The organism is Serratia sp. Ae19-1, assembly GCF_059801225.1.
The window spans coordinates 62,603-85,057 of record NZ_JBCHWD010000010.1 but is presented as its reverse complement, the minus strand read 5'-3'; the positions used below and the strand labels follow the sequence as shown (position 1 = coordinate 85,057).

Genomic DNA, 22,455 nt, shown 5'->3' with positions numbered 1-22,455 from the left:
TCAGCTGTGTTTCTCTTCACCGCGTTGAGATCGCTGCTCACATCGGTACATGGCGGTAACTGTCCCTATGATTGTACTTGAAAAACGGTTCAGATAAACGCCACGAAAGAAACTGTGTTTTTTTTCTTCTTTTTTGTTCATCTGGTCTTATTCTGCTCTTGTCATGCGCCGCTTTTTTGCGTAGAATTCGCGCCCTATTGTGAATATTTATAGCGCGCTCTGAACTAACACAGTCGGGCACGCGGAAAGCGGAGTTTTATATGTACGCGGTTTTCCAAAGTGGTGGTAAACAACACCGAGTAAGCGAAGGTCAGACCGTTCGCTTGGAAAAGCTGGACATCGCAACTGGTGAAGCGGTTGAGTTTGACCAGATTCTGATGATCGCTAATGGCGAAGATATCAAAATCGGCGTTCCTTTCGTCGATGGCGGCAAGATCAAAGCTGAAGTCGTTGCTCACGGTCGTGGCGAGAAAATTAAGATTGTTAAGTTTCGTCGTCGTAAACACCACCGTAAGCAGCAGGGCCACCGTCAGTGGTTCACTGACGTTAAAATCACCGGCATCAGCGCTTAAGTTAGGAGAGCGGATTAATGGCACACAAAAAGGCTGGCGGCTCGACTCGTAACGGTCGCGATTCAGAAGCTAAACGTCTGGGCGTAAAACGCTTTGGCGGCGAAGCAGTACTGGCAGGCAGCATCATCGTTCGTCAGCGCGGCACCAAATTCCACGCTGGTACCAACGTGGGTTGCGGCAAAGACCACACTCTGTTTGCTTTGAAAGACGGTAAAGTCAAATTCGAAGTTAAAGGCCCGAGCAATCGTAAATTCATCAGCATCGAAGCTGAATAATTTTTCGAGCCTTACGAAATAGATGTAAGCCCCGCAATTCGTTGCGGGGCTTTTTACATTTATGGGCTGCTCAGGTGCGGCCCCGTCAGCGTTGGCGAAGGTGATATGGATACGAAGCAGCAGGTCGGCGTTGGCATTTCCCTGGCGTTAACCACGGCGGTTTGCTGGGGCGCGTTGCCGATCGCGATGAAAGAAGTGCTGGCGGTAATGGAGCCGTTTACCGTCGTCTGGTACCGCTTTACCATGGCCGCGATCGGTTTGGGCGTCATCCTCGCGGTGCGCGGCAAGCTGCCGCCGCTGACGATGTTCCGCCAGCCGCGCTGGCTGCTGCTGTTGGCGATCGCCACGGCAGGGCTGCTGGGCAACTTCGTGTTGTTCAGTTCATCGCTGCAATACCTGAGCCCGACGGCGTCGCAGGTGATTGGCCAGCTGTCGCCGGTCGGCATGATGTTCGCCAGCGTGCTGATCTTAAAAGAGCGCATGCGGGTTACCCAGGCGATCGGCGCGCTGATGCTGATCGGCGGCTTGATGCTGTTTTTCAACGTCAGCCTGGTTGAGATCTTCACCCGGCTGACGGACTATACGCTCGGCGTCATGCTGGGCGTGTGCGCGGCGATGGTCTGGGTGAGCTACGGCGTGGCGCAGAAGGTGTTGTTGCGCCGGCTGGCGTCGCCGCAGATCCTGGTTATGTTGTACACTTTATGTGCGATAGCGTTGTTTCCTCTGGCCAAGCCCGAGGTGATTTTCCAGCTTAGCGGCTGGCAATTGGCGTGCCTGCTGTTTTGCGGCGCCAATACGCTGATCGGCTATGGCGCGCTGGCGGAAGCGATGGCGCGATGGCAGGCGGCGCAGGTGAGCGCATTGGTGACGCTGACCCCGCTGTTTACCCTGCTGTTTTCAGATTTATTGGCGCTGGCCTGGCCTCAGGCGTTCGCCGCGCCGACGCTGAACCTCGTCGGCTATGTTGGCGCGTTTGTGGTTGTGGCGGGCGCTATGTTTTCCGCAATTGGTCACCGGTGGTGGCCGCGACGGGCAGAACCCCCCCAGGTTGCTCCTTTGAAGCAGCCCGGTGAATGATTTACGGAGACGGTAAATGAAGTTTGTAGATGAAGCAGCGATTTTGGTCGTTGCAGGCGACGGCGGCAACGGATGCGTCAGCTTCCGCCGCGAAAAATATATCCCCAACGGTGGGCCTGACGGCGGCGACGGCGGCGACGGCGGCGACGTCTACCTGCTGGCGGACGAAAACCTCAACACCCTGATCGACTACCGTTTTGAGAAGTCTTTCCGCGCCGAGCGTGGCCAGAACGGCCAGAGCCGCGACTGTACCGGTAAACGCGGTAAAGACGTCATCATCAAGGTGCCGGTCGGCACGCGCGTGAAGGATCAGGGCACCGGCGAGATCCTCGGCGACATGACCCGTCACGAGCAGAAGCTGATGGTCGCCAAGGGCGGCTGGCACGGTCTGGGCAACACCCGTTTCAAATCTTCGGTCAACCGTGCGCCGCGTCAGAAGACGCTGGGCACCGCCGGCGAAGCGCGCGATCTGCTGCTGGAACTGTTGCTGCTGGCCGACGTGGGCATGCTGGGTCTGCCGAACGCCGGCAAATCGACCTTCATCCGCGCGGTGTCCGCCGCCAAACCGAAGGTGGCCGACTATCCGTTCACCACCCTGGTGCCGAGCCTGGGCGTGGTGCGCATGGACCACGAGCAGAGCTTTGTGGTCGCCGACATCCCGGGGCTGATCGAGGGCGCATCCGAAGGCGCGGGCCTGGGCATTCGCTTCCTGAAACACCTGGAGCGTTGCCGCGTGCTGCTGCACCTGGTGGACATCGCGCCGATCGACGAATCCGATCCGGTGGAAAACGCCAAAGTCATCATCAACGAGTTGAACCAATACAGCGAAAATCTGGCGCAGAAGCCACGCTGGCTGGTGTTCAACAAAATTGATGTGATTGGTGAGGAAGAAGCCGCCGAACGCGCCAAGGCGATTGTGGAAGGCATGGGCTGGGAAGGGAAGTACTACATGATCTCCGCTGCCAACCGCGAAGGCGTCAACGCGCTGTGCTGGGACGTGATGAACTTCATCAACACCCAGCCGAAAGCGATGGCGATCGAAGAAAGCGCGCCGGAAAAAGTCGAATTCATGTGGGATGACTACCACCGCGAGCAAATCGCGGAAGTGGAAGCCGAAGCGGAAGATGACTGGGATGACGACTGGGATGAGGACGACGACGAAGGCGTCGAAATCATTTACCAGAAGTAATTCGGTGATCAAGGGCTCAGCAACGCTGGGCCCTTGTTATTTGAGCGCTTTTTCCGGCAGCCAGCACTGGGCGTTCAGGCCGCGTGCATCGCGGCGGTTTTCCAGCGTCAAACGCCCCTGGTGCAGCTGCACGATGCGGATCACGATATTCAACCCCAGCCCGCTGCCGCCGTAGCGTTGATCCATGCGGCGAAACGCCTGCGTCAGTTCCCCGACCATCTCTTCCTTGATCCCCGGGCCATCGTCGATGACCTGCAGCAGATAGCCGTTGTCCTGTGGCGTTAACTGTACCAGTATCGCGCCGCCTTCCGGGCCGTAGCGGTGGGCGTTTTCGACCAGGTTGCGCAGCAGCAGCCGCAGCAGCACCGGATCGCCGTTCACCGCCGCGGCGGCCGGCAATCGCCAGTCCAACGTCTGCCCGCGTTGAGCGGTCATTTCGCCGAGCTCTTCGCGCAGCGGCTGGATCACATCGGCCACCCAATCGAAATGCTGGTAATGGCCGCTGGCGAAGTCTTGCCCGGCGCGCGACAGCATCAACAGTTGCTCGACGGTGTGCATCAGCAGATCGATGCGGGCGATCAGCGCCTGGCTGCCCTTGACCCCCTGTTTTTCCATCAGTTCCAGATGCAGGCGAATGCCGGCCAGCGGCGTGCGCAGCTCATGGGCTGCGTCGGCGGTAAACAGGCGTTCCTGTTGAATGGTGTTGTCCAGCCGTGAGAACAGCTGATTGAGCGCATTGGTGACCGCCACCATCTCCAGACTGTCGCTGTTGATCGGCAGCGGCGTCAGGTTATCGGCAGAGCGCTTTTCCAGCCGCTGCTGCAATTGGTTGAGCGGACGGGTGATCCAGCTGATGGCCCAGAACGACGCCAGCAGCGTGACGATCATCATGATCAGCGAAGGCGCCAACAGCGACGCGATGGCCTCGGCGATCTCGGTATCGACGCGTTCGCTGCGCACTTTGGCGGATAGGGTTTCGTCCACCAGGAAACTGATCTGTTCCTGGCTTTCGTGCCACAGCCAGAAGGCGCTGATGAGTTGCGTGACCAGCAGGATCAGCGCCAGCATCAACAGCAGGCGGCGGCGCATGCTGATCATGACGAAGGTTCCAAACGGTAGCCGATGCCGCGCACGGTGCGGATGCGATCCTTGCCCAGTTTGCGGCGCAGGTTGTGGATGTGCACTTCCAGCGTGTTGGAACCCAAATCGTCTTGCCAGGTGTAGAGATCTTGCTGCAGGAGCTCACGGTTAACCGTCTGCCCGGCGCGCATGATCAGGCGCGCCAGGATGGCGAACTCTTTCGGCGTGACCTCCACCGGCTGCTGTTGCAGGTAGACTTGCTGGCTGGACAGGTTCAGCTGCAGGTCGTCCACCTGCATCAGATTGTCGCTGTGGCCCTGGTAGCGGCGCAGGAGGGCGCGCACGCGTGCCTGCAGCTCAACCAATGCGAAGGGTTTGACCAGGTAGTCGTCGGCGCCGGCGTCCAGCCCGTCGACCCGGTCTTCCAAGGCGTCGCGGGCGGTCAGGATCAGCACCGGCAGATCGATCTGCTGGCGGCGCCACTGCCGCAGCAGTGCGGCGCCGTCCATGTCCGGCAGGCCGAGATCCAGGATCACCATGCTGTATTGGCTGGTGATGAGCAGGCTGTTGGCCTCCGCCGCCGTGGCGGCGCAGTCGCAGACATAGCCTTCGCCGGTCAGCGCCAGCGCCAGCCCCTGTTGCAGCAGTTCATCATCCTCAACGACCAGCAGCTTCATGACGATCCTCAGTTGTTTTGGTAAATATCCCGATACAGGCGGCTTTCGAAGCGCACCAGCGGTGCGCGGCGCTGCTTCTGATCTTCCGGCGGCACGGCGTAGCCGGAGAGATACTGCACGAAGGCCATGCGCTGGCCGCTGGCGGTGGTGATGAAGCCTGCCAGGTTGTACACGCCCTGCAGCGCGCCGGTCTTGGCCGACACCTTGCCGTCGACGCCGGCTTCGTGCAGGCCGCCGCGGTAGCGCAGCGTGCCGTCATAACCGGACAGCGGCAGCATCGAGATGAAGTTCAGCTCGTTGTCGTGCTGCGCGATGTACTGCAGCGCCTGCATCATGGTCGCCGGCGCCAGCAGGTTGTGGCGCGACAGGCCGGAGCCGTCGGCGATGATGGTGTTGCCCAGATCGATACCGGCCTTCTGGCGCAGCACCTGCCGAACCGCGTCGGACCCCGCTCGCCAGGTGCCCGGCACGCCGAAGCGTTCGTGGCCGATGGTGCGGAAGACGGTATCGGCGATCATGTTGTCCGATTTCTTCAACATGATCTTCAACAGATCGTGCAGCGGCGCCGACTGGGTTTGCGCGATCACCGTGCCGGTGATACCGGGACGCGTCTGGCGTTTCAAATGCCCGTCGATCTGGATGCCGGCCTGCGTCAGTTCGTCTTTCAGGATCGCGCCCGCATAGCTGGCGCCGTCCTGGATGGCGAAGGCCAACGGCAGCGGTTCGCTGCGCTGCGTCAGGCAGCCGGTCAGGGTAAAGCGGTTCAGTTCGCCCGGCACCACGTCCAGCTCGCAGTACTGCGCGTCTGCGGAACCGCGCGCCAGAGTGCGCACCTGGCTGAACATATTGACCGGATAATAGGAGGCGACGCGGATAAACGCCATGTCGCCCGGGTTCGGCGCGCTGTACAGCGAGACCGAGAAACAGTTGCGATCGACGATGGCGGCGGCCGGTGGCGCGCTGAAGCACTGCGTCAGATCGTTCCACGGCCAGCCGGGCGCTTTGTCATGGCTGGCGAAGACCGAGGTATCGACCAGCACGTCGCCGCTGATTTGGCGCACGCCCTGTTTCTTCAGGACGGCCACCATATTGCGCAGGCTCTGACGTTTGAAGGTCGGATCGCCGCTGAAGCGGGCGATCAGGTTGCCGCGCAGCACGCCGTCGCGGATATCGCCCTGGCTCTCCAGCGTGGTGGTGAAACGGTAATCGGGCCCGAGCTGCAGCAATGCCGCCAGCGCCGTCAGCACTTTTTGGGTACTGGCCGGCAGCGCCATTTGCTGAGAGTGGTAATCGATCGTCGGCGAGCCGGCGCCGATCTTCTGAACGACCAGGGCAAGGTTGGCCCCATCAGGCAGATATTGTGTGTACTCTTCAACCGGGGCCGCATTCGCATTCAGAACAAATGCGCAAGCCAATGCACTGACAATTCGTGAAAAACGCATAATCTCGGGATAACAGCTGGATAACGTGCCGTCATACTACGGTGCAATCAGGGAAAAAGTAAACGATGACCCTCAAGGAACTCTAGGCTAAAATGCGTATCAAAATGCAAAACCAATCTTGGCTTGGGCCCCGTTCCGAGTCAGGTTTCTTTTGTTTGTCGCCTGGAGGCGGGTGGCGCTATGCCAACCGTGTTTTCATACGAATACGTCAGGATGACGGTTATTTGAACAGGAAAGATTTAGAGGTATTTATACGATGAACCAAATTCCGATGACCTTGTTTGGCGCTGAAAAACTGCGCGAAGAGCTCGAATATCTGAAAAGCGTGCGCCGCCCGAAAATCATTGCGGATATCGCTGAAGCGCGCGAACACGGCGATCTGAAAGAGAACGCCGAGTACCACGCCGCCCGCGAACAGCAGGGTTTCTGCGAAGGCCGCATTCAGGAAATCGAAGCCAAGCTGTCCAATGCTCAGGTGATCGACATCACCAAAATGCCGAACACCGGCCGGGTGATCTTCGGCGCCACCGTATCGGTGATGAATCTGGACAGTGAAGAAGAAGTGACTTACCGCATCGTTGGCGACGATGAGGCCGATTTCAAGAAAAATCTGATTTCGGTAAACTCGCCGATGGCGCGCGGACTGATCGGCAAAGAGCAAGACGATGTGGTGGTGATCAAAACCCCAGGCGGCGACGTCGAGTATGAGATCCTGAAGGTTGAGTATCTCTGATCGAGGCCGTTGGTCATTAATGCGCCAACGTTTTGTAAAGATAGGAAAAAGGCCGCAAGCGGCCTTTTATCTTCGTCAGGCGCATGGCACCTTTTCTTTAACCTGATGGTTATTAACGCGGTAGACTGATCTTGCGCTCTTTCGAAGGGCGGTAAAGAATAAGCGTACTGCCGATAACCTGCACATTGCAGGCGCCCGTTTCGCGCACGATAGCGTCGGCGATCAGGGTCTTGGTTTCGCGATCTTCAGCGGCGATTTTTACCTTGATCAGCTCATGATGCTCCAGAGCCTGTTCAATTTCAGCCAGCACCCCTTCGGTAAGACCGTTATTGCCCAGCATCACCACCGGTTTTAACGGATGCGCCAGGCCTTTCAGGTGCTGTTTTTGTTTATTATTCAGATTCATTGTCTTTTTTGCTTAAGTTGGGATTGAAAACGGTACATTCTACCGCCATCTCATGTATATCACCAAATCGGTCTTCACCGGTGTGAGTCTACGTGAGCAGCGACCCTGACATAAGACTCTTTTTATGATAGTTGGAAAACGAGATGGCTAATAAAAAGCGTTCGGCTAGCTCCAGTCGCTGGTTACAAGAACACTTTAGCGATAAATATGTGCAGCAGGCGCAGAAAAAGGGACTGCGATCCCGCGCCTGGTTTAAACTTGATGAAATACAGCAGAGCGACAAACTGTTCAAGCCGGGCATGACCGTGGTTGACCTGGGCGCCGCGCCGGGCGGTTGGTCGCAGTATGTGGTCACCCAAATCGGCGGTACCGGTCGCATCATCGCCTGTGATATTTTGCCAATGGATCCTATCGTTGGCGTCGATTTCCTTCAGGGCGATTTTCGTGATGAACTGGTGCTGAAGGCACTGTTGGAACGAGTAGGCGAGAGTAAGGTTCAGGTGGTCATGTCCGATATGGCCCCGAATATGAGTGGCACCCCGGCCGTCGATATTCCAAGGTCGATGTATCTGGTGGAATTGGCGCTGGATATGTGTCGTGATGTCCTCGCACCAGGCGGAAGTTTCCTGGTGAAGGTGTTCCAGGGAGATGGCTTTGACGAGTACCTACGGGAAATTCGCTCCCTGTTTACGAAGGTTAAGATTCGTAAGCCAGACGCTTCCCGCGCCCGTTCGCGCGAAGTGTACATTGTAGCGACAGGGCGCAAACTGTAGTACCCTAACGCTGTTTGTTAACACAGTTGTAAGATGAGGTTAATCCCTTGAGTGACATGGCGAAAAACCTAATTCTCTGGTTAGTCATCGCGGTAGTGTTGATGTCTGTATTCCAGAGCTTTGGGCCCAGCGAGTCGAATGGCCGTAGGGTGGATTACTCTACCTTCATGTCCGAACTGACCCAGGACCAGGTTCGCGAAGCGCGAATCAACGGGCGTGAAATTAACGTTACCAAGAAAGACAGTAACAAATACACGACCTACATCCCTGTCAACGATCCGAAGTTGCTGGATACGTTGTTAACGAAGAACGTAAAAGTTGTCGGCGAGCCGCCTGAAGAGCCGAGCCTGCTGGCTTCTATCTTTATCTCGTGGTTCCCGATGCTGTTGCTGATCGGGGTCTGGATCTTCTTTATGCGGCAAATGCAGGGCGGCGGCGGCAAGGGCGCGATGTCCTTCGGCAAGAGCAAGGCCCGCATGCTGACGGAAGACCAAATCAAGACCACTTTCGCCGACGTTGCCGGTTGTGACGAAGCGAAAGAAGAGGTGAGCGAACTGGTGGAATACCTGCGCGAACCGAGCCGTTTCCAGAAGCTGGGCGGCAAGATCCCGAAAGGCGTGCTGATGGTTGGCCCGCCGGGGACCGGTAAAACGCTGTTGGCGAAAGCGATCGCCGGCGAAGCGAAGGTGCCGTTCTTCACCATTTCCGGTTCTGACTTCGTCGAAATGTTCGTCGGCGTGGGTGCATCCCGTGTGCGTGACATGTTCGAACAAGCGAAGAAAGCCGCGCCGTGCATCATCTTCATCGATGAAATCGACGCCGTCGGTCGCCAGCGTGGCGCCGGCCTGGGTGGCGGTCACGATGAGCGCGAGCAAACCCTGAACCAGATGCTGGTTGAGATGGACGGTTTCGAAGGCAACGAGGGCATCATCGTCATCGCGGCTACCAACCGTCCGGACGTGCTTGACCCTGCGCTGCTGCGTCCAGGGCGTTTCGACCGTCAGGTCGTGGTCGGGCTGCCGGATGTGCGTGGCCGCGAGCAGATTCTGAAGGTGCACATGCGCCGCGTGCCGTTGGCCGCCGACATCGACGCCTCCGTCATTGCGCGCGGTACGCCGGGCTTCTCCGGTGCTGACCTGGCTAACCTGGTCAACGAAGCGGCGCTGTTCGCCGCCCGCGGCAACAAGCGCGTGGTGTCGATGGTGGAGTTCGAGAAAGCCAAAGACAAGATCATGATGGGTGCGGAACGTCGCTCCATGGTGATGACCGAAGCGCAGAAAGAGTCGACCGCGTATCACGAAGCGGGCCACGCCATCATTGGTCGCCTGGTTCCTGAACACGATCCGGTGCACAAGGTCACCATCATTCCTCGTGGCCGTGCGCTTGGCGTGACCTTCTTCCTGCCGGAAGGGGATGCGATCAGCGCCAGCCGTCAGAAGCTGGAGAGCCAAATCTCCACCCTGTACGGCGGCCGTCTGGCGGAAGAGATCATCTACGGGCCGGAAAAAGTGTCTACCGGCGCGTCGAACGACATCAAAGTGGCGACCTCCATCGCCCGCAACATGGTGACCCAATGGGGCTTCTCCGAGAAGCTGGGGCCGCTGCTGTATGCGGAAGAAGAGGGTGAAGTGTTCCTGGGCCGTTCCGTGGCCAAGGCGAAGCACATGTCGGATGAGACCGCGCGTATCATCGACCAGGAAGTGAAGTCGCTGATCGAACGCAACTACACGCGTGCTCGCTCGCTGCTGATGGAAAACATGGACATCCTGCACTCGATGAAGGATGCGCTGATGAAGTATGAAACCATCGATGCGCCGCAGATCGACGATCTGATGAACCGCAAAGACGTGCGTCCGCCGGCAGGCTGGGACGATGCGAACAAAGGCAACAGCTCCGACAACGGTGGCACCCCGAAAGCCCCGACGCCGGTAGATGAGCCGCGCACCCCAACGCCGGGCAACACCATGTCCGAACAGCTCGACAAGTAACAACGGCTGTGTAATAACATCAAACCCCGGTACGCCGGGGTTTTTTTTTGCCCGGCGGGCAGTGAACCAGGCAACAGTAAGGTGGATCAACCATGCAGTTAACCGTGCGCGACATGACGCTCAATCTCTCCCATCCGCAGGTGATGGGTATCCTCAACGTGACGCCGGATTCGTTTTCAGACGGCGGCCGTCACAACACTCTGAACCAGGCTCTGCTGCACGCGCACGCGCTGATTTCAGTCGGCGCCACGATGATCGACGTCGGCGGCGAATCGACAAGGCCGGGGGCGGCGGAGGTGAGCGAAGAGGAAGAATTGGAACGGGTCGTGCCGGTGGTGGAAGCGCTGGCGCAGCGCTTCGAGGTCTTTATCTCGGTCGATACTTCGAAGGCGGGCGTGATCCGCGAATCGGCGCAGGCCGGCGCACATCTGATCAACGACATCCGTTCTCTGCAGGAGCCGGGCGCTCTGACGGCGGCGGCGGAAAGCGGCCTGCCGGTCTGCCTGATGCACATGCAGGGGCAGCCGCGCACCATGCAGCAGGCGCCGCACTACGACGATCTGATCGCCGATGTTCAGACGTTTTTTGAACACCATATCCGGCGCTGCAATGAGGCGGGGATAACAAATCAGAAATTGCTGCTCGACCCCGGCTTCGGTTTCGGTAAAAATTTGGCGCACAACTATCAGCTTCTGGCTCGGTTGTCGGAGTTTCATCGGTTCGGTTTGCCGCTGCTGGTCGGCATGTCGCGCAAATCGATGATTGGACAACTGCTGAACGTGCCGCCGGATCAACGGGTTATCGGCAGCGTGGCCTGTGCAGTGATCGCGGCAATGCAGGGTGCGCAGATTGTCAGAGTGCATGACGTTAAAGAAACCGTCGAGGCGATGCGTGTCGTCGAGGCAACACTTTCAGCAAAGGGACAGTAAGACATGAGCGAGCGCAAATATTTCGGCACCGACGGCATCCGCGGCAAAGTCGGGGACAGCCCCATCACCCCGGACTTCGTGCTGAAGCTGGGTTGGGCGGCCGGTAAGGTGCTGGCGCGCCACGGTTCGCGCAAGATCATCATCGGCAAGGACACGCGCATCTCCGGTTACATGCTGGAATCCGCGCTGGAAGCCGGCCTGGCAGCCGCGGGGCTTTCTGCCTCTTTCACCGGGCCGATGCCGACGCCGGCGGTAGCCTATCTGACGCGCACCTTCCGCGCCGAAGCGGGCATCGTCATCTCCGCCTCGCATAACCCGTTCTACGACAACGGTATCAAATTCTTCTCGATAGACGGCGCCAAACTGCCGGACAACGTCGAAGAGGCGATTGAAGCCGAGATGGAAAAACCGCTGACCTGCGTGGAGTCCGCCGAACTGGGTAAAGCCAGCCGCATCATCGACGCCGCCGGCCGCTATATCGAATTCTGTAAAGGCACCTTCCCGAGCGAGCTGAGCCTGAAAGGGCTGAAGATCGTGGTCGATTGCGCCAACGGCGCGACTTACCACATTGCGCCGAGCGTGCTGCGCGAGCTGGGCGCTACGGTGATCGCCATCGGCGTTGAGCCGGACGGGATGAACATCAACGAAAAATGCGGCGCTACCGATGTGCGTCAGCTGCAGGAGCGCGTGCTGCAGGAAAAAGCGCACGTCGGCCTGGCGTTCGACGGCGACGGCGATCGCGTGATGATGGTGGACCATTTGGGCAACAAGGTGGATGGCGATCAGATCCTGTACATCATCGCGCGTGAAGGCCTGCGTCAAGGCCAGCTGCGCGGCGGCGCGGTCGGCACCCTGATGAGCAACATGGGGCTGGAGCTGGCGCTGAAGCAGCTGGGCATTCCGTTCGCCCGCGCCAAGGTGGGTGACCGCTATGTGCTGGAGAAGCTGCAGGAGCTGGGCTGGCGCATCGGCGCGGAAAACTCCGGCCATGTGATCCTGCTGGACAAAACCACTACCGGCGACGGCATCGTGGCCGGGCTGCAGGTGCTGACCGCCATGGTGCGCAACCACATGAGCCTGCATGATCTGTGCAGCGGCATGAAGCTGTTGCCGCAGATCCTGGTCAATGTGCGCTTTACCGGTGAGCATAATCCGCTGGAGTCCGAAGCGGTGCGTAAAGTCACCGAGCAGGTGGAAGCCGAGCTGGGCGGTCGCGGCCGGGTGCTGCTGCGCAAATCGGGCACCGAACCGCTGATCCGCGTGATGGTGGAAGGCGAGGACGAGCAGCAGGTGACCGCGTTGGCGCATCGCATCGCCGACGCGGTGAAATCCGCAGGTTAAAACAGACAGTTAGCCACCGGGCTCGGCGACGCTGAGCCCGAACAGGCGATTGTTGGCGTTTTTTTCCGCAAACGCGCCGGCGGCTGCAAATTGCCCTTGCGCGGGTTGGCGGCTTTGGTTAGTATTCACACCCGCTTCAGTAGGCAGTTTGTAAAAGCGCCTGCTTGATGAGTGTGAAGCATTTGGCATGCGGTTAGGCCGCAAGGATACGGGTACTACTATGTACGAAGCTCTTCTGGTAATTTTCCTGCTGATCTCAATCGGGCTGGTTGCTCTGATTATGCTGCAGCAAGGTAAAGGCGCTGATATGGGAGCCTCTTTCGGAGCAGGTGCATCAGGCACGTTGTTCGGTTCGAGTGGTTCCGGTAACTTTATGACCCGCATGACTGCTGTGCTGGCGACGCTGTTCTTCGTCATCAGTCTGATTCTGGGCAACCTCAGCAGCAACCAAAGCAAGAAAGGCAGCGAGTGGGAAAACCTGGGTCAGCCAGTGAAAACTGAGCAGACAACCGCGCCGGCGGCACCAGCCAAACCGAGCAGCGATATCCCGCAGTAAGCCGCAACAAAGTTTGAAAACGGTGGTTGTGAACTCGAAAGAACAACGGCCGTTAGCAGTAAGAATCAGTACCGAGGTGGTGGAATTGGTAGACACGCTACCTTGAGGTGGTAGTGCCCTAACGGGCTTGTGGGTTCGAGTCCCATCCTCGGTACCAAATCCCAGAGATAACTTGCAATTTTGCGATTATCGGCGTAGTATTTGCCACGTTTTCGGACGCGGGGTGGAGCAGCCTGGTAGCTCGTCGGGCTCATAACCCGAAGGTCGTCGGTTCAAATCCGGCCCCCGCAACCACTTTCCTTTAAGTGTTTATTTTCAAATACACTTTTCGATTGAAACCCGCTTTTCTCGATCAACATTTGAAAATGACACTTGCTCGAAAGTTGTACCGAGGCCGCCTAGCGGCAAACAGGGTCCAGTTGCATAAAGCCCCGATTTTTCGGGGTTTTTTGTTATTTGGCAACAGAATCACTGGGCTATTTAGCCCTTTTTTTATGTCTTGGGGGTGGGCTTGTCCACATTAGAGCAACAGTTAACAGAGATGCTTTCGGCACCCGTAGAAGCGTTGGGCTTTGAGCTTGTAGGCATCGAATTCATTCGTGCGCGCCAATCGACGCTCCGCATCTATATTGATAGTGACAACGGCATCAATGTTGATGATTGCGCTGATGTCAGCCACCAGGTCAGCGCTGTATTGGACGTCGAAGATCCAATCACGGTCGCTTACAACTTGGAAGTCTCCTCTCCTGGCCTTGATCGCCCGATGTTCACCGCAGAACACTATACGCGTTACCTCGGTGAAGAAGTCAGCCTGGTCCTGCGCATGGCGGTACAGAACCGTCGCAAGTGGCAGGGTATTATCAAGTCTGTCGAAGGCGAGATGATCACGGTTACTGTGGAAGGGAAAGATGAAGTGTTCGCGCTGAGCAACATCCAGAAAGCGAACCTGGTACCCCACTTTTAAAGTTTGGAAGAGGCAACTAGGATGAACAAAGAGATTCTGGCTGTTGTTGAAGCAGTTTCCAATGAAAAATCCCTTCCGCGCGAGAAGATTTTCGAAGCGCTGGAAACTGCATTAGCCACCGCAACCAAGAAAAAATACGAGCAGGAAATCGACGTGCGCGTCAGCATTGACCGCAGAACCGGCGATTTCGATACCTTCCGCCGTTGGGTCGCCGTAGACGAAGTGACTCAGCCAACGCGTGAAATCACGCTGGAAGCCGCTCAGTTTGAAGATCCGAGCATCGAGCTCGGCGGCTACGTCGAAGATCAGATCGAATCCGTGACCTTCGACCGTATCACCACCCAAACCGCCAAGCAGGTTATCGTGCAGAAAGTGCGCGAAGCCGAGCGTGCGATGGTGGTCGACGCTTTCCGTGAACACGAAGGCGAGATCGTCACCGGCGTGGTGAAGAAAGTGAACCGCGACAGCATCGCGCTGGATCTGGGCAACAACGCCGAAGCGGTGATTGGCCGTGAAGACATGCTGCCGCGCGAAAACTTCCGTCCGGGCGACCGCATTCGCGGCGTACTGTACGCCGTGCGTCCTGAAGCTCGCGGCGCGCAGCTGTTCGTCAGCCGTTCCAGCTCGGAAATGCTGAAAGAACTGTTCCGCATCGAAGTGCCGGAAATCGGCGAAGAAGTGATTGAAATTAAAGCGGCAGCCCGCGATCCTGGCTCCCGCGCGAAAATTGCAGTGAAAACCAACGACAAGCGCATCGACCCGGTCGGCGCTTGCGTAGGCATGCGCGGTGCGCGCGTTCAGGCCGTGTCGAGCGAGCTCGGCGGCGAACGTATCGACATCATCCTGTGGGATGACAACCCTGCGCAATTCGTCATCAACGCCATGGCGCCGGCCGACGTCGCGTCGATCGTGGTAGACGAAGATAACTGCACCATGGATATCGCCGTTGAAGCCAGCAACCTGGCGCAGGCGATCGGCCGTAACGGCCAAAACGTGCGTTTGGCTTCCCAGCTGCTGAAACAACACCGCGGCGACGATCGTTGGGAACTGAACGTGATGACGGCGGACGACCTGCAGGCCAAGCACCAGGCCGAGGCTCATGCCGCTATTGATACCTTCACCAAGTATCTTGATATCGACGAAGATTTCGCCACCGTACTGGTTGAAGAAGGCTTCTCCACGCTGGAAGAGCTGGCCTACGTGCCGATCAAAGAGCTGTTGGAAATCGACGGTCTGGATGAAGATACGGTTGAAGCATTGCGCGAACGCGCCAAAGCTGCATTGACCACGCTGGCCCTGGCACAAGAAGAAAGCCTGGGCGACAACAAACCGGCCGACGATTTGCTCAACCTGCCGGGTCTTGAGCGCAGCATGGCCTTTAAACTGGCCGCGCGTGGGGTTTGTACGCTGGAAGATCTTGCCGAGCAGGGTGTTGACGATCTGGCTGATATTGAAGGGCTTAGCGATGAGCAAGCCGGCGAGCTGATCATGGCTGCACGCAATATCTGTTGGTTTGGCGACAACGCGTAATAACTGTAGCAGGAAGGAACAGCATGACGACAGATGTAACCGTAAAATCGCTGGCAGCAGAGATTCAGACTCCGGTTGATCGCCTGGTACAGCAGTTTGCTGATGCAGGGATCAACAAGTCCGAGTCGGACTCTGTTACCCAGCAAGAAAAAGAAACATTGCTGGCGCACCTGAACCGTGAACACGGCAGCGCGCCGGGTAAACTCACTTTGCAGCGCAAAACGCGCAGCACCTTGAATATCCCGAGCACCGGCGGTAAAAGTAAATCGGTGCAAATTGAGGTCCGCAAGAAACGCACTTATGTAAATCGCGATACGCAGGAAGCCCAGTTGGCTGAAGCGGCAGAGCAGGCACAGCGTGAAGCGGAAGAGCAGGCACGGCGCGAAGCGGAAGAGCTCGCAAAACGCGAAGCGGAAGCGAAGCGCGCAGCCGAAGAGCAAGCCAAACGTGAGGCCGCGGAGATTGCTAAGCGTAATTCAGCGGAAAAAGAAAAAGTGACCAATCAACATACCGACGAAATGACCAAGCCAGCTCAGGCGGAAAAAGCACGCCGTGAAGCCGAAGCCGCTGAACTGAAACGTAAAGCGGAAGAGGAAGTGCGCCGCAAGGTTGAAGAGGAAGCCAAGCGCGTGGCGGAAGAAGCCCGTCGCATGGCCGAAGAGAACGGCGAGAAGTGGGCCCAGGCCGACGCGGCAAGCGCTGCGGTTGAAAGCGCCGACTATCACGTGACCACCTCTCAGCACGCCCGTGCCGCTGAAGACGAAAACGACGCCAAAGTTGAAGGCGATCGTCGCAGCCGCACCCGCGGCGGCAAAGCCACCAAGCAGAAGAAAGGCAACAAGCTGTCCGAATCCAAAGCGGATCGCGAAGAAGCGCGCGCCGTTACCCGTGGCGGTAAAGGCGGCAAACGCAAGCCTAGCGCTCTGCAGCAGGGCTTCAACAAGCCGGCGCAGGTGGTTAACCGCGACGTGGTGATCGGTGAAACCATCACCGTAGCCGAGCTGGCCAACAAGATGGCGGTAAAAGGTTCTCAGGTCATCAAAGTGATGATGAAGCTGGGCGCCATGGCCACCATCAACCAGGTTATCGACCAGGAAACCGCACAGCTGGTTGCCGAAGAGATGGGCCACAAAGTTATCCTGCGTCGTGAAAACGAGCTGGAAGAAGCGCTGATGAGTGACCGTGATACGGGCGCTGCGGCTGAACCGCGTGCGCCGGTCGTGACCATCATGGGCCACGTTGACCACGGTAAAACCTCTCTGCTGGACTACATCCGCTCCACTAAAGTGGCGGCGGGCGAAGCCGGCGGCATTACCCAGCACATCGGTGCCTACCACGTAGAAACCGAGAACGGCATGATCACCTTCCTGGATACCCCGGGCCACGCCGCGTTTACCTCGATGCGTGCTCGCGGTGCTCAGGCGACTGACATCGTGGTTCTGGTGGTGGCGGCTGATGACGGCGTGATGCCACAGACCATCGAAGCTATCCAGCACGCGAAAGCGGCGCAGGTGCCATTGGTGGTTGCGGTTAACAAAATCGACAAACCGGAAGCCGATCCGGACCGCGTTAAGCAGGAACTGTCTCAGTACGGCGTTATGCCGGAAGAGTGGGGCGGTGAAGCGCAGTTCGTACACGTGTCCGCGAAAGCCGGTACCGGTATCGACGAACTGCTGCAGGCTATCCTGCTGCAGGCCGAAGTTCTGGAACTGAAAGCGGTACGCAGCGGCATGGCGAGCGGCGTAGTGATCGAGTCCTTCCTGGATAAAGGCCGTGGCCCAGTGGCTACCGTGCTGGTTCAGGAAGGTACGCTGAACAAGGGCGACATCGTCCTGTGTGGCTTCGAATACGGCCGTGTGCGTGCGATGCGCGACGAATTGGGCCGTGAAGTGACCTCCGCCGGTCCGTCCATCCCTGTGGAAATCCTGGGTCTGTCCAGCGTGCCTGCAGCGGGTGACGAAGCGACCGTGGTGCGTGACGAGAAGAAAGCGCGTGAAGTGGCGCTGTATCGTCAGGGCAAGTTCCGCGAAGTCAAACTGGCGCGTCAGCAGAAGTCCAAGCTGGAAAACATGTTCGCCAACATGACCGACGGCGAAGTGTCCGAGCTGAACATCGTCCTGAAATCCGACGTTCAGGGTTCTTGCGAAGCGATCAGCGACTCGCTGCTGAAACTCTCCACCGACGAAGTGAAGGTGAAGATTGTCGGCTCCGGCGTAGGTGGGATCACCGAAACCGACGCGACGCTGGCTGCGGCTTCCAACGCCATCATCCTGGGCTTCAACGTGCGTGCCGACGCTTCTGCGCGCCGCGTGATCGAAGCGGAAAGCCTGGATCTGCGTTACTACTCCGTGATCTATAACCTGATCGACGAAGTGAAGCAGGCGATGAGCGGTATGCTGGCGCCGGAATACAAGCAGCAGATCATCGGCCTGGCCGAAGTGCGCGACGTGTTCAAATCGCCTAAGTTCGGCGCTATCGCCGGCTGTATGGTTACCGAAGGGACCATCAAGCGTCACAACCCAATCCGCGTACTGCGCGACAACGTGGTTATCTATGAAGGCGAGCTGGAATCCCTGCGCCGCTTCAAAGATGACGTTAACGAAGTCCGTAACGGCATGGAATGTGGTATCGGCGTTAAGAACTATAACGACGTGCGCGTCGGCGACATGATCGAAGTGTTCGAGATCATTGAGATCCAACGCACCATCGCTTAACGATTGCACATCTGCTTATATCTGTTTACGGGGGGCCTTTGTGCCCCCCGATTTGTCTGGAGAATCCAAAATGGCAAAAGAATTCAGCCGCGGTCAACGCGTGGCGCAAGAGATGCAGAAAGAGATTGCGATCATTCTGCAGCGTGAAGTGAAAGATCCGCGCGTCGGCATGGCGACCGTTTCCGGCGTGGAAGTGTCCCGTGATCTGGCGTACGCCAAGGTTTACGTCACCTTCCTGAACGTGCTGACCGAGAACCACGATCCGGATCTGGTCAACAACGGCATCAAAGCGTTGCAAGACGCTTCCGGTTACATCCGCACCCTGCTGGGCAAAGCGATGCGCCTGCGCGTGGTGCCGGAGCTGACCTTCGCCTACGATAACTCCCTGGTGGAAGGCATGCGCATGTCCAACCTGGTGACCAACGTGGTGAAGAACGACGCCGAGCGCCGTTCCGCCTCAGGCGATGACAAGGAGGACTGATGAGTCGCCCTCGTCGCCGCGGCCGTGATATCCACGGCGTGCTGTTGCTGGACAAGCCGCAGGGTTTGTCGTCCAACGATGCGCTGCAAAAAGTAAAGCGCCTGTACAACGCCAACCGGGCGGGTCACACCGGCGCGCTCGATCCGCTGGCGACCGGCATGCTGCCTATCTGCCTGGGTGAAGCGACCAAGTTTTCGCAATATCTGCTCGATTCCGACAAGCGCTATCGGGTGATCGCCAAGCTGGGGCAGCGTACCGATACCTCGGACGCCGACGGTCAGATCGTGCAGGAGCGCCCGGTGAACTTCACCCAGGCGCAGCTCGACGCGGCGCTGGACACCTTCCGCGGCGACATCCAGCAGGTGCCGTCGATGTATTCGGCGCTGAAATACCAAGGCAAGAAACTCTACGAGTATGCGCGCCAGGGGATTGAAGTGCCGCGCGAAGCGCGCAGCATCACGGTGTACGAGCTGCAGTTTATCCGCTGGGAAGGGGATGAGCTGGAGCTGGAGATCCACTGCTCGAAAGGCACTTACATCCGCACCATCACCGACGATCTCGGCGAGCTGCTGGGCTGCGGCGCGCACGTGATCTATCTGCGTCGCCTGCAGGTGGCGACTTACCCGATCGCGCGCATGGTGACGCTGGAACAGCTGAACGCCTTGCTGGCGCAGGCGCAGGAACAAGCGATCGCCCCCGGCGAGCTGCTCGATCCGCTGCTGATGCCGATGGACAGCCCGGTTGAGAACTATCCGGAAGTGAATTTGCTGCCGGTGGTGGCGGGCTACGTCAAGCAGGGGCAGCCGGTGCAGGTGGCCGGTGCGCCGGCCTCCGGTATGGTGCGTATCACCGAGGGTGAAGAGCGGAAATTCATCGGCGTTGGCGACATCGCCGAGGATGGTCGCGTGGCGCCGCGCCGCCTGGTGGTCGAACATTTCGACTGACGGCGGGGCACTGCGTCGCCTTGCGATCGCACTGCGCTAAGAGTAGAATGGCGCAGCTTATGCATCGGGTTGCTGAATTAGAGATCGGCGCCTGTTTTTATTATCTATAATCTGGAGTATTACAATGTCTCTAAGTGTTGAAGCTAAAGCTCAAATCGTAGCTGATTTCGGTCGTGGTACTAACGACAGCGGTTCTACCGAAGTTCAGGTTGCCCTGCTGACTGCGCAGATCAACCATCTGCAAGGCCACTTCTCCGAGCACAAAAAAGATCACCACAGCCGTCGTGGTCTGCTGCGTATGGTTTCTCAGCGTCGTAAGCTGCTGGACTACCTGAAGCGTAAAGATGTAGCACGTTACACCAGCCTGATCGAGCGTCTGGGTCTGCGTCGCTAATCTAGCAAGTTTCAGTGGAAAGGGGCCTATTTTGGCCCCTTTCTTCTAGGAAGCATAAGCAAATCAGGTTAATGTATTACTGATGTTTCCAAACAGGTTCTTCCGTTACAGAGGTTCGCGCGGCTAATGAGAGGCTTTATCTCCCGCCTGAGATAAGGATTGTCATTAGTCGCGAGGATGTAGTGAGAAGGCAAATCGAGTCACAGGCGTGTCGAGTCGTCAATGCGATTGCGCGCCGCTAATCAAGGATATAATTTTGCTGACACCGATCATTCGCAAATTCCAGTATGGCCAGCATACCGTCACCATCGAAACCGGTATGATGGCTCGTCAGGCCACTGCCGCCGTTATGGTGAGCATGGATGACACCGCCGTCTTCGTTACCGTTGTTGGCCAGAAGAAAGCCAAGCCGGGTCAGAGCTTCTTCCCGCTGACCGTTAACTACCAAGAGCGTACCTACGCCGCCGGCCGTATCCCGGGCAGCTTCTTCCGTCGCGAAGGCCGTCCGAGCGAAGGCGAGACCCTGACTTCCCGTCTGATTGACCGTCCGATCCGTCCACTGTTCCCGGACAACTTCCTGAACGAAGTTCAGGTGATCGCGACCGTGGTTTCCGTTAACCCGCAGGTGAACCCGGACATCGTTGCGATGATCGGTGCCTCTGCCGCCCTGAGCCTGTCCGGTATTCCGTTCAACGGCCCAATCGGCGCAGCGCGCGTAGGTTACATCAACGATCAGTACGTGCTGAACCCGACGACCGACGAGCTGAAAGAAAGCCGTCTGGACCTGGTGGTTGCCGGTACTGCCGGTGCGGTGCTGATGGTTGAATCCGAAGCGGACGTGCTGAGCGAAGATCAGATGCTGGGCGCCGTGGTATTCGGCCACGACCAGCAGCAAGTGGTTATCGAGAACATCAACGCTCTGGTTGCCGAAGCCGGCAAACCGAAGTGGGATTGGCAGGCGCCAGCGGTCAACGAAGCGCTGCACGCGCGCGTGGCTGAACTGGCCGAAGCTCGCCTGGGCGACGCTTACCACATCACCGAAAAACAAGAGCGTTACGCTCAGGTTGACGCGATCAAAGACAGCGTAGTTGAAACCCTGCTGGCGCAGGACGAAACGCTGGACGCCGGCGAAATCCAGGACATCCTGGGCAACGTCGAGAAGAACGTGGTGCGCAGCCGCGTACTGCGTGGCGAGCCGCGTATCGACGGCCGTGAAAAAGACATGATCCGTGGCCTGGACGTGCGCACCGGCGTACTGCCGCGCACCCACGGTTCCGCGCTGTTCACCCGTGGCGAAACTCAGGCGCTGGTTACCGCGACCCTGGGCACCGCGCGCGACGCCCAGAACCTGGACGAGCTGATGGGCGAGAAGACCGACAGCTTCCTGTTCCACTACAACTTCCCTCCGTACTCCGTAGGCGAAACCGGCATGGTCGGTTCTCCTAAGCGTCGTGAAATCGGTCACGGTCGCCTGGCGAAACGCGGCGTATTGGCTATGATGCCTAAACCGGAAGATTTCCCGTACACGGTTCGCGTGGTGTCTGAAATCACCGAATCCAACGGTTCTTCTTCCATGGCTTCCGTGTGCGGCGCGTCTCTGGCGCTGATGGACGCCGGTGTGCCAATCAAGGCCGCCGTTGCGGGTATCGCGATGGGCCTGGTGAAAGAAGCCGATAACTTTGTGGTTCTGTCCGACATTCTGGGTGACGAAGATCACCTGGGCGACATGGACTTCAAAGTGGCCGGTAGCCGCGACGGTATCACCGCGCTGCAGATGGACATCAAAATCGAAGGCATCACCCGCGAAATCATGCAGGTGGCTCTGAACCAGGCCAAGGGCGCGCGTCTGCACATCCTGGGCGTAATGGAACAGGCTATCAGCACCCCGCGCGGCGATATCTCCGAATTCGCACCGCGTATTCATACTATCCGCATCAACCCGGATAAGATTAAAGACGTGATCGGTAAGGGCGGTTCCGTTATCCGCGCGCTGACCGAAGAGACTGGCACTACCATCGAAATTGAAGATGATGGTACAGTTAAAATCGCAGCGACCGACGGTGAGAAGGCGAAATTCGCTATCCGTCGTATCGAAGAGATCACGGCAGAGATCGAAGTGGGCCGTATTTACCAGGGTAAAGTGACCCGTATCGTTGATTTCGGCGCGTTCGTCGCTATCGGCGGTGGTAAAGAAGGTCTGGTGCACATTTCTCAGATCGCCGACAAGCGCGTCGAGAAAGTGACCGACTATCTGCAGATGGGTCAGGAAGTGCCGGTTAAGGTACTGGAAGTTGACCGTCAGGGCCGCGTGCGTCTGAGCATCAAAGAAGCGATGGCGCCGGAAGCAGGTTCACCTGCGCCTGAAGCAGAATAACTGTATAGATAGTTTT

At 58.1% G+C, this 22,455-nt stretch carries 21 protein-coding genes and 2 tRNA genes; 19 read left to right on the top strand and 4 right to left on the bottom strand.

Annotated elements, in window-relative coordinates:
* Positions 1–260: 260 nt before the first annotated feature.
* The 4 genes from rplU to cgtA all read left to right on the top strand — a co-directional run bounded on the left by rplU (position 261) and on the right by cgtA (position 3,113).
* The gene (gene rplU / locus AAIE04_RS22755; protein WP_004933561.1) at positions 261–572 is read left to right on the top strand and encodes a 50S ribosomal protein L21; all 312 of its coding nucleotides are present in this window, start codon (positions 261–263) and stop codon (positions 570–572) included.
* A gap of 17 nt (positions 573–589) precedes the next feature.
* Positions 590–847 carry a 50S ribosomal protein L27 gene (gene rpmA / locus AAIE04_RS22750; protein WP_004933559.1) on the top strand — a complete coding sequence of 86 codons (258 nt, stop codon included), beginning with the start codon at positions 590–592 and terminating at the stop codon, positions 845–847.
* Positions 848–952: 105 nt separating this feature from the next.
* Positions 953–1,924, top strand: coding sequence for a DMT family transporter (locus AAIE04_RS22745; RefSeq protein WP_063918024.1), 972 nt, complete (start codon positions 953–955; stop codon positions 1,922–1,924).
* A gap of 16 nt (positions 1,925–1,940) precedes the next feature.
* The gene (gene cgtA / locus AAIE04_RS22740) at positions 1,941–3,113 is read left to right on the top strand and encodes an Obg family GTPase CgtA (protein ID WP_004933553.1); all 1,173 of its coding nucleotides are present in this window, start codon (positions 1,941–1,943) and stop codon (positions 3,111–3,113) included.
* A gap of 36 nt (positions 3,114–3,149) precedes the next feature.
* On the opposite strand, the gene pmrB is transcribed toward cgtA, so the two are convergent.
* From pmrB to dacB, 3 genes are read right to left on the bottom strand one after another with little or no spacing between them, the layout of a single operon-like run.
* Positions 3,150–4,211 carry a two-component system sensor histidine kinase PmrB gene (gene pmrB, locus AAIE04_RS22735; protein ID WP_019453349.1) on the bottom strand — a complete coding sequence of 354 codons (1,062 nt, stop codon included), beginning with the start codon at positions 4,209–4,211 and terminating at the stop codon, positions 3,150–3,152.
* Positions 4,208–4,870 (bottom strand): two-component system response regulator PmrA, encoded by a 663-nt coding sequence (pmrA, locus tag AAIE04_RS22730; protein ID WP_019453348.1) that lies wholly within the window; start codon positions 4,868–4,870, stop codon positions 4,208–4,210. Before pmrA ends, pmrB begins: the two co-directional genes overlap by 4 nt.
* Before the next feature lie 8 nt (positions 4,871–4,878).
* Positions 4,879–6,312 (bottom strand): serine-type D-Ala-D-Ala carboxypeptidase, encoded by a 1,434-nt coding sequence (gene dacB, locus AAIE04_RS22725; protein ID WP_025159591.1) that lies wholly within the window; start codon positions 6,310–6,312, stop codon positions 4,879–4,881.
* A 256-nt stretch (positions 6,313–6,568) separates the two neighbouring features.
* Between dacB and greA the strand changes: the two genes are divergently transcribed.
* Positions 6,569–7,045 (top strand): transcription elongation factor GreA, encoded by a 477-nt coding sequence (gene greA, locus AAIE04_RS22720; RefSeq protein WP_004933539.1) that lies wholly within the window; start codon positions 6,569–6,571, stop codon positions 7,043–7,045.
* Positions 7,046–7,157: 112 nt separating this feature from the next.
* On the opposite strand, the gene yhbY is transcribed toward greA, so the two are convergent.
* Positions 7,158–7,451: a ribosome assembly RNA-binding protein YhbY gene (gene yhbY, locus AAIE04_RS22715; RefSeq protein WP_004933536.1), complete on the bottom strand. Its 294-nt coding sequence runs from the start codon at positions 7,449–7,451 to the stop codon at positions 7,158–7,160.
* A gap of 143 nt (positions 7,452–7,594) precedes the next feature.
* Between yhbY and rlmE the strand changes: the two genes are divergently transcribed.
* The 14 genes from rlmE to pnp all read left to right on the top strand — a co-directional run bounded on the left by rlmE (position 7,595) and on the right by pnp (position 22,439).
* The gene (gene rlmE, locus AAIE04_RS22710) at positions 7,595–8,224 is read left to right on the top strand and encodes a 23S rRNA (uridine(2552)-2'-O)-methyltransferase RlmE (protein WP_004933533.1); all 630 of its coding nucleotides are present in this window, start codon (positions 7,595–7,597) and stop codon (positions 8,222–8,224) included.
* A gap of 56 nt (positions 8,225–8,280) precedes the next feature.
* Positions 8,281–10,212, top strand: coding sequence for an ATP-dependent zinc metalloprotease FtsH (gene ftsH / locus AAIE04_RS22705; protein ID WP_004933529.1), 1,932 nt, complete (start codon positions 8,281–8,283; stop codon positions 10,210–10,212).
* A 92-nt stretch (positions 10,213–10,304) separates the two neighbouring features.
* The gene (gene folP, locus AAIE04_RS22700) at positions 10,305–11,141 is read left to right on the top strand and encodes a dihydropteroate synthase (RefSeq protein WP_498577720.1); all 837 of its coding nucleotides are present in this window, start codon (positions 10,305–10,307) and stop codon (positions 11,139–11,141) included.
* A 3-nt stretch (positions 11,142–11,144) separates the two neighbouring features.
* Positions 11,145–12,482: a phosphoglucosamine mutase gene (gene glmM, locus AAIE04_RS22695; protein ID WP_074055405.1), complete on the top strand. Its 1,338-nt coding sequence runs from the start codon at positions 11,145–11,147 to the stop codon at positions 12,480–12,482.
* A gap of 220 nt (positions 12,483–12,702) precedes the next feature.
* On the top strand, positions 12,703–13,038 hold the full coding sequence (secG, locus tag AAIE04_RS22690) for a preprotein translocase subunit SecG (RefSeq protein ID WP_004933519.1): 336 nt from the start codon (positions 12,703–12,705) through the stop codon (positions 13,036–13,038).
* A 70-nt stretch (positions 13,039–13,108) separates the two neighbouring features.
* Positions 13,109–13,195: transfer RNA gene (locus tag AAIE04_RS22685), tRNA-Leu, on the top strand.
* Positions 13,196–13,255: 60 nt separating this feature from the next.
* Positions 13,256–13,332, top strand: a tRNA-Met gene (locus AAIE04_RS22680).
* Positions 13,333–13,549: 217 nt separating this feature from the next.
* The gene (gene rimP, locus AAIE04_RS22675; protein WP_004933515.1) at positions 13,550–14,002 is read left to right on the top strand and encodes a ribosome maturation factor RimP; all 453 of its coding nucleotides are present in this window, start codon (positions 13,550–13,552) and stop codon (positions 14,000–14,002) included.
* Between the two features lie 21 nt (positions 14,003–14,023).
* Positions 14,024–15,532 carry a transcription termination factor NusA gene (nusA, locus tag AAIE04_RS22670; RefSeq protein ID WP_019453340.1) on the top strand — a complete coding sequence of 503 codons (1,509 nt, stop codon included), beginning with the start codon at positions 14,024–14,026 and terminating at the stop codon, positions 15,530–15,532.
* Positions 15,533–15,555: 23 nt separating this feature from the next.
* A complete protein-coding gene (gene infB / locus AAIE04_RS22665) occupies positions 15,556–18,246 on the top strand; it encodes a translation initiation factor IF-2 (RefSeq protein ID WP_019453339.1) in 2,691 nt (896 codons plus the stop codon).
* Positions 18,247–18,316: 70 nt separating this feature from the next.
* Positions 18,317–18,727: a 30S ribosome-binding factor RbfA gene (rbfA, locus tag AAIE04_RS22660; RefSeq protein ID WP_019453338.1), complete on the top strand. Its 411-nt coding sequence runs from the start codon at positions 18,317–18,319 to the stop codon at positions 18,725–18,727.
* The gene (gene truB / locus AAIE04_RS22655; protein ID WP_004933505.1) at positions 18,727–19,671 is read left to right on the top strand and encodes a tRNA pseudouridine(55) synthase TruB; all 945 of its coding nucleotides are present in this window, start codon (positions 18,727–18,729) and stop codon (positions 19,669–19,671) included. The genes rbfA and truB overlap by 1 nt, the downstream gene beginning before the upstream one ends.
* Positions 19,672–19,795: 124 nt before the next feature.
* Positions 19,796–20,065: a 30S ribosomal protein S15 gene (rpsO, locus tag AAIE04_RS22650; RefSeq protein ID WP_004933502.1), complete on the top strand. Its 270-nt coding sequence runs from the start codon at positions 19,796–19,798 to the stop codon at positions 20,063–20,065.
* Between the two features lie 256 nt (positions 20,066–20,321).
* Positions 20,322–22,439, top strand: coding sequence for a polyribonucleotide nucleotidyltransferase (gene pnp, locus AAIE04_RS22645; RefSeq protein ID WP_019453336.1), 2,118 nt, complete (start codon positions 20,322–20,324; stop codon positions 22,437–22,439).
* The last annotated feature ends 16 nt before the right edge of the window (positions 22,440–22,455 follow it).

Coding starts and splice junctions, on each gene's coding strand:
- truB (WP_004933505.1), top strand. CDS start 18,727: ATGAGTCGCCCTCGTCGCCGCGGCCGTGATATCCACGGCGTGCTGTTG.
- nusA (WP_019453340.1), top strand. CDS start 14,024: ATGAACAAAGAGATTCTGGCTGTTGTTGAAGCAGTTTCCAATGAAAAA.
- yhbY (WP_004933536.1), bottom strand. CDS start 7,451: ATGAATCTGAATAATAAACAAAAACAGCACCTGAAAGGCCTGGCGCAT.
- rlmE (WP_004933533.1), top strand. CDS start 7,595: ATGGCTAATAAAAAGCGTTCGGCTAGCTCCAGTCGCTGGTTACAAGAA.
- secG (WP_004933519.1), top strand. CDS start 12,703: ATGTACGAAGCTCTTCTGGTAATTTTCCTGCTGATCTCAATCGGGCTG.
- cgtA (WP_004933553.1), top strand. CDS start 1,941: ATGAAGTTTGTAGATGAAGCAGCGATTTTGGTCGTTGCAGGCGACGGC.
- rpmA (WP_004933559.1), top strand. CDS start 590: ATGGCACACAAAAAGGCTGGCGGCTCGACTCGTAACGGTCGCGATTCA.
- ftsH (WP_004933529.1), top strand. CDS start 8,281: ATGGCGAAAAACCTAATTCTCTGGTTAGTCATCGCGGTAGTGTTGATG.
- rplU (WP_004933561.1), top strand. CDS start 261: ATGTACGCGGTTTTCCAAAGTGGTGGTAAACAACACCGAGTAAGCGAA.
- glmM (WP_074055405.1), top strand. CDS start 11,145: ATGAGCGAGCGCAAATATTTCGGCACCGACGGCATCCGCGGCAAAGTC.
- folP (WP_498577720.1), top strand. CDS start 10,305: ATGCAGTTAACCGTGCGCGACATGACGCTCAATCTCTCCCATCCGCAG.
- greA (WP_004933539.1), top strand. CDS start 6,569: ATGAACCAAATTCCGATGACCTTGTTTGGCGCTGAAAAACTGCGCGAA.
- rbfA (WP_019453338.1), top strand. CDS start 18,317: ATGGCAAAAGAATTCAGCCGCGGTCAACGCGTGGCGCAAGAGATGCAG.
- pmrA (WP_019453348.1), bottom strand. CDS start 4,870: ATGAAGCTGCTGGTCGTTGAGGATGATGAACTGCTGCAACAGGGGCTG.
- AAIE04_RS22745 (WP_063918024.1), top strand. CDS start 953: ATGGATACGAAGCAGCAGGTCGGCGTTGGCATTTCCCTGGCGTTAACC.
- pmrB (WP_019453349.1), bottom strand. CDS start 4,211: ATGATCAGCATGCGCCGCCGCCTGCTGTTGATGCTGGCGCTGATCCTG.
- rpsO (WP_004933502.1), top strand. CDS start 19,796: ATGTCTCTAAGTGTTGAAGCTAAAGCTCAAATCGTAGCTGATTTCGGT.
- dacB (WP_025159591.1), bottom strand. CDS start 6,312: ATGCGTTTTTCACGAATTGTCAGTGCATTGGCTTGCGCATTTGTTCTG.
- infB (WP_019453339.1), top strand. CDS start 15,556: ATGACGACAGATGTAACCGTAAAATCGCTGGCAGCAGAGATTCAGACT.